The 9,933-nt window shown below is 69.4% G+C and carries 12 protein-coding genes and 1 pseudogene; 5 read left to right on the top strand and 8 right to left on the bottom strand.

The window, feature by feature from the left end; all coding sequences use genetic code 11:
* Window positions 1-482: 482 nt before the first annotated feature.
* Window positions 483-1,550, bottom strand: coding sequence for an alpha/beta hydrolase (locus tag VGD44_RS20885; protein ID WP_331090311.1), 1,068 nt, complete (start codon window positions 1,548-1,550; stop codon window positions 483-485).
* A gap of 60 nt (window positions 1,551-1,610) precedes the next feature.
* On the opposite strand from VGD44_RS20885, the gene VGD44_RS20880 reads away from it, so the two are divergent.
* Complete coding sequence (locus VGD44_RS20880) at window positions 1,611-2,204, top strand: helix-turn-helix domain-containing protein (protein ID WP_331090310.1); 594 nt, start codon at window positions 1,611-1,613, stop codon at window positions 2,202-2,204.
* On the opposite strand, the gene VGD44_RS20875 is transcribed toward VGD44_RS20880, so the two are convergent.
* Window positions 2,201-2,542: a hypothetical protein gene (locus VGD44_RS20875; protein WP_331090309.1), complete on the bottom strand. Its 342-nt coding sequence runs from the start codon at window positions 2,540-2,542 to the stop codon at window positions 2,201-2,203. The genes VGD44_RS20880 and VGD44_RS20875 overlap by 4 nt on opposite strands.
* A gap of 66 nt (window positions 2,543-2,608) precedes the next feature.
* Between VGD44_RS20875 and VGD44_RS20870 the strand changes: the two genes are divergently transcribed.
* The 3 genes from VGD44_RS20870 to VGD44_RS20860 all read left to right on the top strand — a co-directional run bounded on the left by VGD44_RS20870 (window position 2,609) and on the right by VGD44_RS20860 (window position 4,978).
* Complete coding sequence (locus VGD44_RS20870) at window positions 2,609-3,598, top strand: alpha/beta hydrolase (RefSeq protein ID WP_331090308.1); 990 nt, start codon at window positions 2,609-2,611, stop codon at window positions 3,596-3,598.
* The gene (locus VGD44_RS20865; RefSeq protein WP_331090307.1) at window positions 3,595-4,545 is read left to right on the top strand and encodes a hypothetical protein; all 951 of its coding nucleotides are present in this window, start codon (window positions 3,595-3,597) and stop codon (window positions 4,543-4,545) included. The genes VGD44_RS20870 and VGD44_RS20865 overlap by 4 nt, the downstream gene beginning before the upstream one ends.
* 217 nt (window positions 4,546-4,762) lie before the next feature.
* Window positions 4,763-4,978 (top strand): hypothetical protein, encoded by a 216-nt coding sequence (locus VGD44_RS20860; protein ID WP_331090306.1) that lies wholly within the window; start codon window positions 4,763-4,765, stop codon window positions 4,976-4,978.
* A gap of 4 nt (window positions 4,979-4,982) precedes the next feature.
* On the opposite strand, the gene VGD44_RS20855 is transcribed toward VGD44_RS20860, so the two are convergent.
* Window positions 4,983-5,498: a GNAT family N-acetyltransferase gene (locus VGD44_RS20855; RefSeq protein WP_331090305.1), complete on the bottom strand. Its 516-nt coding sequence runs from the start codon at window positions 5,496-5,498 to the stop codon at window positions 4,983-4,985.
* A gap of 87 nt (window positions 5,499-5,585) precedes the next feature.
* Here VGD44_RS20855 and VGD44_RS20850 point away from each other — a divergent pair, with 87 nt between their 5' ends.
* Window positions 5,586-6,374, top strand: a complete 789-nt coding sequence (locus tag VGD44_RS20850; RefSeq protein WP_331090304.1) for a glucose 1-dehydrogenase — start codon at window positions 5,586-5,588, stop codon at window positions 6,372-6,374.
* On the opposite strand, the gene VGD44_RS20845 is transcribed toward VGD44_RS20850, so the two are convergent.
* The 5 genes and pseudogenes from VGD44_RS20845 to VGD44_RS20825 form a co-directional block, all read right to left on the bottom strand.
* Window positions 6,361-7,773: a carotenoid oxygenase family protein gene (locus VGD44_RS20845; protein WP_331090303.1), complete on the bottom strand. Its 1,413-nt coding sequence runs from the start codon at window positions 7,771-7,773 to the stop codon at window positions 6,361-6,363. The two genes, VGD44_RS20850 and VGD44_RS20845, sit on opposite strands and share 14 nt — an antisense overlap.
* A 137-nt stretch (window positions 7,774-7,910) precedes the next feature.
* On the bottom strand, window positions 7,911-8,522 hold the full coding sequence (locus tag VGD44_RS20840; RefSeq protein WP_331090302.1) for a glutathione S-transferase family protein: 612 nt from the start codon (window positions 8,520-8,522) through the stop codon (window positions 7,911-7,913).
* On the bottom strand, window positions 8,519-9,214 hold the full coding sequence (locus VGD44_RS20835; protein WP_331090301.1) for a DNA alkylation repair protein: 696 nt from the start codon (window positions 9,212-9,214) through the stop codon (window positions 8,519-8,521). Before VGD44_RS20835 ends, VGD44_RS20840 begins: the two co-directional genes overlap by 4 nt.
* A 3-nt stretch (window positions 9,215-9,217) precedes the next feature.
* Complete coding sequence (locus VGD44_RS20830; RefSeq protein WP_331090300.1) at window positions 9,218-9,733, bottom strand: SRPBCC family protein; 516 nt, start codon at window positions 9,731-9,733, stop codon at window positions 9,218-9,220.
* A gap of 5 nt (window positions 9,734-9,738) precedes the next feature.
* Window positions 9,739-9,933, bottom strand: a pseudogene (locus VGD44_RS20825) (transcriptional regulator); the annotation flags it as partial.

Here is a 9,933-nt window from a genome sequence, read left to right as displayed (position 1 = left end):
CGCGTGACCGTCGCGACGATCGATGAGGCGGCCGCACGCGTTGTCCTTCGCTGTGAGATCTATGTGGGTGGCGAACTTGTGATGGACGGCGAAGCCACCGTTCGCGTTCCACGTCGCCGGCGCGCGCCAAAGACGCCCTAGCGCGACAACCGATGGCAATCGCGCGGTCAGCGTTGCGAGCCAACGCGGGGTCCCCAACGAGCCGTTAGCGCAAACGTCCGCTTCCCGCCGACCGGACATTTGACGCTAAGGAAGACGGCGTCCGTTGAGGCTCCATGGCGACCTGTGGTTAGCGAGGCGCAAGGCCACAACCTCCGCGCTCCAGAGCGGTTCTCGACTCGGCTGACCGGTGCGCGCATCGGCCAGGTCCGGCGCCACATTCATGCCCCGGCTCGGCCTCAACAGTTCCTGCCGCTCGCCCATCTCTGCGCCCTCTGCGGTTCAATCTTCTTGGCGCGCGCTTCGCCACTGCAGAGCTACGCCTAGGACGTCGCCAGCGGGCGCACATCCTTCAGCAGCACCTTGCGGAACTCGTCGGGCATCGCGAACACCGCGCTGTGCCCGCCGCCGGGAATGATCACGAAGGCCTTGGACGGCGCCTGCAGGCTGTCGAAGTAGGCGCGCGCCAGAGAGGTCGGCGTCTGGATGTCCTCGTCACCCTGGACGATCACCACCGGGACCGGCATCTGCGGCGCAGGCGTGCAGTCGCTGTAGGCCATCATCGGTCCGTACAGCCTGCCGATGCTGAACGACTGGGCGGCGAACCAGTCCCGCAGGTCCGCAAGCCTCGTCTTCGGCGCGGAGAGTCCGGCGATCAGCGCCCGGCGGTAGAGGCCGCGCTCGCTGGCCGGAGGATGCGCCATGAGGATCTGCCGCGCCTTCAGCAGCACGCTGAGGCTCGCGTAGGGCGGCGGACCGATGGCTGCCAGCTTGTCCGCGGCCTTGATCTCGCCGCGCACCTTCAGCCTGGCCATCAGGCCGTCGTAGCCGACCGCCTCGTTGGCCTGCATGTCCACCACCTGCCCCGCCCCGATGTAAGCGTGCAGCAGCTCCGGGCTCCGCCGCGCGATCTGGACGCCCAGGATCGACCCCCACGACGCGCCAAGCACGATCGCCTTCTCCTGCCCCGTTCGAGCCAGCGCATGCCGGACGACCTCGACCCCGTCGTCGGCCATGCGATCGATGGAGAGCTCGCCCGAGCCCTTCGCGCCATTGCGTCCGAACGTGCGGCCCGCGCCGCGTTGATCCCACTGGACGATGGTGAAGTCGCGCTCCCACGGCCGCATGGCCTCGTAGGTGATCACCTGGAACGCCGCGCCGGGCCCGCCGTGCAGCACCACCAGCACGGGGTTGCGCCTGTCCTCGCCGCGGATCGAGACCCACTGGTCGATGCCGCCGATCCGCACGAAGCCCGCCTCGTCGATCGCGTTCGGCCCCTTGAGCGCTTGCCGCTCGGCGGCCTGCGCCTGCCGGACAGCCCGATAAGCCGCCAGCCCCGCGACCAGCATCGCGACGGCGCCGAGCCCGATCAGCGCAATCTTCGCCCACATGGTTCGACCTCAACAAAATATGCTGCAGGTATAAAATACCTATAGTACATTCTGTAACCGATGACCACCCGCCTCGCCACGACACGCACCAAGCGCCAGCGCACCCGCGCCGCTCTGATCGAGGCCGCCCTCGCAGTCGCCGAGGAGAAAGGCTTCCTGGACGCCGGCCTCGACGAGATCGCGGCCCGGGCCGGCATGACCAAGGGCGCGATCTATTCCAACTTCAGCGGCAAGGCCGAGTTGATGCTGCGCGCCGCCGAGCGCCGCTCGCTGCGCATCGCGCCGGAGTACGAGCCCGGCGCCCCGCTGAAGACCCAGATGCAGGCGATCGCTCGCGCCGTCGTGGAGCTGCTGCCAAAAGCCCGCGGCCTCGAACGGTTGAACGCGGCGTTCCAGGTCTACGTGCTGACCGAGCCTGAGCTCCGCACGCACGTGGCCGCCCACAACTCCGCGGCCCTCGACGCCGGCGCGGACACGCTGGCGCGCGAGTACGGCGAGATCCTCGCCATGGCGCCCCGCGATCTGGCCGTGGCGATCCAGAGCCTGACGATCGGCTTCATCTACCAGCATCAGCTCACGCCGGACGCGGTCACCGAGACGGTGATCGTGGCCGCCTTCGAAGCCCTGGCGGCCGGCGCCGTGCGGGGCGGCTAGCCCTCGTCCTCGTCCTCGTCGACGCCGGCCTGGGGTGCGGCGTCCAGCACCTGGAACGCCTCGTGGAAGCGCTTCAGCGCCGCCACCGAGGCCTGAACGCGCTGGGTGGCGGCGGCCGCGTCGCCCTGGGCGCCGTTGATGACCGCAAGGTTGGTGCTGGCGATGGCGTCGGCCAGCGCCTTCAGGCAGCCCTTGAGCGCGGCATAGTCCGCCGCGATGTCCGGGCCCTCTTCGCTGTCGTCGATATAGTCGTCGAGGCTGACCATGGAGCTCCTCCGGGTCCGGCCGGTGATGTGGGCCGGTCCGGCGCGGAAGTCCACCGGATAGCCGCGGGGCATGGGCTGCGGACATTCCCGTCCGCGGCGGGGGTGCTAGCCTCGCGGCGCGAATAGCGGGAGGCGGGCGTGCTGAAGAGCCTACTGGGCGTGGTGCTGGCGCTGGCGATGGCGGGCTTCGGGCACGCCGCGAGCCGGCTGGAGACGATCGAGCTCACCTCGAAGCTGGTCCCCTCGCCGGTGAAGGTCGCCGTGCTGCTGCCCGACGGCTATCGGCCCGGCCAGAAGCTGCCGCTGCTCCTGATGCTGCACGGCGGCGGCGGCGACGAGGGCTTCCTGACCCAGATGCGGCCCACCGTCGAGGCGGCCTGGGCGGCGGGCGAATTCCCGGCGGCGGTGGTGGTCACGCCCAACGTCCAGCGCTCGCTCTACATGGACTACAAGGACGGCTCGCAGAAATGGGAGACCTTCCTCGTCACCGAGATGATCCCTGAGCTGCGCCGGCGCTACGGCCTCTCGGCGGAGCGGTCGGCCACCGTCCTCACGGGCATCTCGATGGGCGGCCTGGGCTCCTTGCGTCTCGGCTTCGACCATCCCGAGGTGTTCGGCGGGCTGGCGGCGCTGGAGGCCGGCATCGAGCCCGCGCTCAGCTTCGACGACGTGAAGATGCGCAACCGCTTCCAGCGCAACGACGCCTTCTTCAAATCGATCTTCGGTGACCCCGTCGACCGCGACCTCTGGAACCGCTCCAATCCCGCCAACATGGTCGTCGCCAACCGCGAGAAGATCCTCAGCAACAAGCTCGCCATCTACATCGAGGTGGGCGACCTCGACATGTTCCACCTCGACGAGGGCGTGGAGTTCCTGCACCGCGTGATGTGGGACCACGGCGTCCCCCACGAGTACCGGCTGGTCCGCGGCGCCGACCACCTGGGCAGGACCATACCGCCGCGCCTGCGCGACGCGCTGAAGTTCCTCGACCGCGAGGTGCTGCGCCCGCCGCCGCCCGACACCGGCTTCGCCCCGCAGAAGGCCATGATCGAGCGCCTGCGCCGCAGCATGGGCGTGCCCGACGGCGAGCCGCGACCGCCGCTGCCCGCGACCGGCGCGCCCGGGTGATCGCCCGGCGCACCCTGCTGGCCGCCGCGCCGGCCGCCCTGGCGGCGCCGGCCCGGGCCAGCGACCTCGCCGTGCGCGGCTCGAAGGCCTATTCCGAGTCCGCCATGGTCATGACCGTGAGCCTGGACGACGCCAGCGCCATGACCCTGCGCTTCTGCCGCTTCCCGGTGGAGGGACAGACCTGGCTCTGGTGCCACGTCTTCCACGAGGGCCGCTTCTACGCCTTCACCAGCCACGACCTGCCCTGCACGTCCGAGCGGCTGGCGGGCGTCCAGCTCGCCCGCTACGACGCCCCGCCGCTCAAGACCGAGCTGGTCCGCCTGCGGCGCGGCGGAAAGCTGCTTCCGATGGTGCGCTTCTCAGGCGAGCTGATGTTCCATGAGAGCCGCTCGGCGCCCCACGGCGCCGGCAAGGTCCCGGGCCGGATCCACGGCCAGTTCCTGGGTGTCAGCCCGCTGGGCGCGCAGGTGCTGGAGGGCCGCGAGGAGATCTACGGCTTCTGCGACGGCGAGGTGGAGATCGGGGGGCGGCGGTTGACCCTGAACGGCCTCGCCAAGTTCCACGAGCAGCGGCAGGAGGCGCCGCGGTTCGAGCAGCCCTTCTGCTATTCCTGGCTCGCGGGCGACAGCGCCAACGCCACGACGTTGCTGGGCGCCCGCGGCGCGCGCGGCGGCTGGCAGCTGGACGGTGTCGAGAAGCCACTCGGCGACATGGTCCTCGACCCGCCCGGCGACGAGCGCAAGATCATCTGGAAATTCAAGGACGGAAGCGCCGAAACCGGCCGCCTGAAGGCCTTCGTGCGCTACGAGGTCCCCGTCTATGACCGCAAATGGACCGGCAGTTTCGTGAAGGGCGAGGGCCCCGGACGCGACGTCGTGGGCGTCATGAACGACTGGGCCGGCCCGCCCGACATCTACGCCGCCGCCAGGGCCCGGGCAGCCGTCTGAGGCCCATGTCACAAGACCGTGTGGTTACCGACGGTCAAGCGCCACTACTGGTTGACCCTCGGTCAATGCGGGCGCAGACTCCTTACATCGTCTGACTGAGACAGGCGGCAAGGGCGCGCCCCGGCGGCCCGCACATACGCCCTCTCCTCCCCTTCGCACGGGCGGAGTGGACGGGCGAACTTCCGGGGGACGCCTCTGGCGTCTGCCGCAGCCTGGCGTGGAGACCAAGAACTCCACAAGGGATTGCGAGGAAGAAGTCATGCATACCGAGCCGCACTCTGGCGAAGTGAAACATCACAAGCCGAGACACCTGGCCGAGAAGTTCGAGGGGATGATTGGCGTCATCATGGTGGCCGCCATTGTCCTCCTCGCCGTCGGGTTCATCTACGGGATCCTGACCACCGGCAGCGCCGACCCGAAGTGGATGCAATAGGCATCTAGAGATCCCGCGCCAGCACCAGATCGTCATAGGTGTTGGCGCCCACCTGGAACTTCCGGACGCCCGCCTGGGTGAAGCCCTGGCGGGCGTAGAAGGCGATTGCGTTGGCGTTCTGGCTCCAGACCGCCAGCCAGAGCCGTCCTGCGCCCAGGGCCCGCGCGCGTTCCAGCGCCGTGTTGAGCAGGCGCGCGCCCACCCCGCCGCCCTGATACTTCGACAACAGATAGATCCGCTTGATCTCCAGGTCCTCTGCCGCCGTGTCCGTCGGCAGGTCGGGCGGGCACAGCATCACATAGCCCACCAGGGCGCCCTGCTCGGCCTCGGCGCCCCAGAAGTCGTAGCCCGCCTTGCCCAGCCACTCGCCGTAGCGCGCCTCACCGTGCTCGTGGCGACAGTGGGCCAGGATGTCCGCCGCCGGCAGGGCCGACGCGTAGGTCTCCAGGAAGGTCGCCTGCCCGGCCAGGCTCAGGGCGGCCGCATCGCCGCGTCCCAGAGTTCGGATGTTCAAACCCATGGAAATGCCCCTTACCCGACGGCACGCTGTTCCGCCCAGCCGGCGTGGGCTACGACTCCAACTTATCAACGATAAGGGAGGAGCGTCATGGGCGATCGGGTGAAGGGCAAGGTGGCGCTGGTCACCGGCGGCGCCAGCGGCATCGGCCGCGGCTGCGCCGAGAAGCTGGCTGCGGAAGGCGCCTTCGTCGTCGTCACCGACATCCAGGACGCGCTCGGCCAGGAGGTCGTCGCCGGCATCCAGAAGGCGGGCGGCAAGGCCGAGTACGTGCGTCAGGACGTGACGCAGGAAGACGTCTGGGCCGACGTGGTCGCCGGGATCAAGTCCCGCCACGGCCGCCTCGACATCCTGGTCAACAATGCCGGCATCGGCATCGGGGGCTCGATCCTCGACATGACGCTCGAGGCGTGGCGGCGCCAGACGGCCATCAACCTCGACGGCGTCTTCCTGGGCGTGAAGCACTCGATCCCGCTGATGCGGACGTCCGGCGACGGCGGCTCGATTGTCAACATCTCGTCGGTGGCGGGCCTGAAGGGCTCGGCCAACCTCGCCGGCTACTGCGCCACAAAGGGCGGCGTGCGGCTCTTCACCAAGGCCGTGGCTTTGGAATGCGCCAACGCCAAGGACGGCATCCGGGTGAACTCGGTGCATCCGGGCCTGATCGAGACGCCGATCTGGCTGACCGTGCAGGAGGCGCTGACCCCCGGCGCCAACGCCCCGCCGGACCTCGACGCCATGTCGGCCATGGCCGTGCCGCTGGGCGTGAAGGGCTTGCCGGAAGACATCGCCAACGGCGTACTGTGGCTGTCGTCCGACGAGGCCCGCTACGTCACCGGCATGGAGATGGTCATCGACGGCGGCCTCATGCTGCGCTGAGTCCGCGCCAGATCGCGTGGAAGCCCACCGGGACACGGTGATCGAGCCACGCCCGGGCGATCGGGCCAGCCGCGATGTCCTGCGCGTCGAAGACCGCGAGGCAACTCGCGTCCTGCGCCTCGTCGTAGAGGTTCGTCAGGATCCAGCCGTCACCCTCCGCGGCGTCGGCTGAGCGCGGGACGAACACCGGCTCGGCCGCCGCCGCGCCCGGCTCGCCGCTCCAGACCGCAGTCTCGCCGGTCACGAGATCAATCCGCGCCACACCGCGGTGAAAGATGTCCTCCGTTCCCGGCCCGCCGCAACAGGCGACGTAGCCGTAGCGGTGAGACCGTCCCGTTCGCCGCTCGTCGATCCGTGGATACTCGCAGACCAGGTCGCTGACGCGGCGACGCACGACCGGGCCTGGCCGGTTCCAGTCCATCTCCCAGCGCACCAGCCGCTGCGCCGCGCGCGCCGCGTCCGGCGGCGCGCCGTCCGGCGTCGGGAACATGCCGACGTCCTGCTCGCAGAGGTCCAGCACGATCCGGTCGCCCTCCTCGAAGGCGTTCAGGACGTGCCAGGCCATGCAGGGCGGGCCTGAGAACCGGCGCACGTCGGCGGCCCCGCCCGCCCGCGGCATCACCAGGACCTCGGACGCCGTCTCGGGCTCGAACGCAATCACCGGCGCGCCCCGCTGCGCCCGCTCCAGCGACAGGGTCACCGGAAATACGCCCACGACCACGAACCGCTCCGTGATCGCGAAGTCGTGGACCAACGCCGGGTACGGCCCCTGCACGATGTGCGTCGCCACGATCGCCCCACTGGCGTCCGCCTCGAAAAACGCCAGTTCGCCCGTTAGCCGGCCGCGCGGCAGGTTGGCGAAGAACAGCATCGCGCCCGTCCGCGGATCGACCTTCGGATGCGCCGTCATGTTGCGCGGCAGCCGGCCCTCGAAGTTCCAGGGCCCGCGCGTCTCCAGCGTGTCGGAATCGAGCTCCACCGGCCCGGCCCCCTCTTCCAGCGCCAGCAGCCGCCCGCCGTGCCAGACGAGGTTGGTGTTGGCCACGCCGTCGACGGGCCTGGATCCGGCCTCCGGGTCGTCATCGCTCGGCGGGCCCGTCGTCGCGAACAGCGCCCGCCCGGCCGCGTTCTCCCGCAGCCAGCGGCCGGTCCGGACCCAGCGGTTGCGGTAGCTCACGCGCCCGCCCTCGACCCGGAACGCATGCACCATCCCGTCGCCCATCAGGGGGTTGTACGGCGGCCGCGGCTCGAACTGCGGATTGGGCCCGATCCGGTAGAAGACGCCCGCTAGCTCCGGGGGCCACCGGCCTTCCACCCGCAGCTCCGGGCAGTCGACCTCCGTGCGCTGCGGCGCGTACCCACGGGCGAGGAAGGGATTGGCGTGAAAGGCGTCGTCCACCGGCGTCGCACTCCCCAGAAGATCTGGCCAGATCGCAACGCCCATTTCCAAGAGGCGTCAATAATGAATTGAATTCATATACAAATTTCTGATTTCCGGTTCAGGGGCGATCCTTTGTCAAGACGGAAAATCGCGCTTCAGGCCGCCGAAAACGCCGCCTTCGCCTTCTGGTACGCCGGCCGCTCCATCATCCGCTCGCGGTGAGCGGCGAGCTTCGGCGGGATGTCCTTGTCGAGCGCCCCCTTCCACATGCCGAGCGCCGTGGAGACGGCGATGTCGGCCAGAGTCAGGCTCTCGCCCACGAAGTACGCCCGCTCCCCCAACAGATCCTGCGCGTAGCCCAGCGCGTCGTTCACTCGCGCCTCGCAGAAGCCCTGCGTCCAGTTGGCCTTCTGGTCGGCCGGCGCCACGAACTTCGTGCCCATCATCGGGTTCATCAGCCCGCCCATGGCTGCCTCGCTGGCCACCACCAGCTGCAGGACGCGTCCCATCTGCGCGGGATCGGCTGGCAAGAGCGGCGTCGGGCCATAGCGCTGGGCCAGGTAGACCATCATCGCCACGGACTCGCCCATCGCCACCCCGCCCTCGTCCTCGAGGAACGGCGCCGAGCCAGGCGGATACTTGGCGCGATAGTCGGCCGGCGGCGGATAGGCGAAGCCCTTGGCCTCGTAGGCCAGCCCCATCTCCTCGCACTGCCAGGCCACGCGCAGCCCGCGGACGCCGCTGGTGAAGTTGTAGACCCGGATCATGCTGCAGCCCCCTTCGCGTCGGCCTTCGCGAAGGCGCGCAACGCATCCTTGCCGTTCCAGCGGGCCGTCTTGTCGCTCGACGCCGCCAGCCGTTCCGCCGTCGCCCGGGCCGCCGCGCGCAGGGTCGGGCTCTTCTTCCCGCCGATCGCGCGCAAGGCCCAGTTGACGCCCTTCTTCACGAAGTTCCGCTCGTCCGTCGCGCACGCTTCGATGCGCTTGAGCCCGTCCAGGAAGAAGGCCTCGTCGGCCTTCCCGTGCAGCGCCAGGCAAGCCATCAGCGCAAAGCCCGCGCGGCGCCCGAACTCGTCGTTCATCCCGCACCACGCCACGGCCTTGGCGGGCGCATGGCCGACCTGGTCGAACAGCTTGAAGCAGACGGTGTCGACGATGCCCCAGTTGTCGAAGTCGGCCCGCCAACGGTCCATCTGCTCAGGCGTCACGAGCGCCGGATCGTCGACCATGCAGGCGACCATCCGGGCCTCGTACCAACCGGTGTTCCACAGCGCCTCGGCCAGCGCATGGTCGCGGCCGGCGGCCTTGGCGACCGCCTGCATCCGGTTCATCGCCACACCCATCGCCTTGTCGACCACGAGGCCGTAGCGGGGGCCCATCTCAGCCAGGACCTTGGGATCGGCCTCGCGCCGGAGCGCCGCCAGCACCGCCTCGACCCGGTCGTCCAGGGCTCCCGCCACCGATCAGCCCACGGTCTCGAGCAGCGCGTCGAGCAGGTCGTAGCCCATCGCCATGCCGTCGGTCATGCCCGAGCCCACGGCCATGTCGCGGATCTCCTTCGACGGGAAGATCATGGAGAGCGTGATCGTCGTGCGCCCGCCGCTCTCGACCATCGTCAGGGTGTTGATCGCCGGATCGCCCGCTTCGACCGGAGTCTCGTAGTTGATGGGATTGCCGTCGAGGCCGTCCATCCGTTCGCTGGTGACGATCTTGCGGTGCTTCTCGATTTCGAGGTGCTCGCCATGCGAGCCGAATTCCATGCCGCTCTCGTCGTTCTTCCAGACGTAGCGGTACTTGCCGCCGACCCGCAGATCAACGCGGCAGTACGGCATGCTCCAGCCGGGCTGGCCCACCAGCCACCGCTGCAGCAACTCGGGCTTGGTGTGGGCGTCCCAAACGAGGCCAACCGGCGCATCGAACGAACGGATGACGACCACTTCGCGGTCAGTCGGGGTCTTCACTTCCACGGGCTTGGGCATCGGGCTCAGTCCTTCTTCGGGGAGTTGGCTTTCAGTTCGCCGAGCAGGCTGTCGAGGCGGCGGTAGTTCGCCTCCCAGAGCTCGCGGTAGCGCTCGATCCACATGTTCGCCTCCTGCAACGGCTTCGCCTCGATCCGGGCGGGGCGGCGCTGGGCGTCGCGGCCGCGGTGGATCAGGCCGGCCTTCTCCAGCACTTTCAG

Origin of the sequence: Phenylobacterium sp. (assembly GCF_036402295.1) — a bacterium.
Lineage (GTDB): Bacteria > Pseudomonadota > Alphaproteobacteria > Caulobacterales > Caulobacteraceae > Phenylobacterium.
This window is presented reverse-complemented; position numbering and strand designations above follow the sequence as displayed.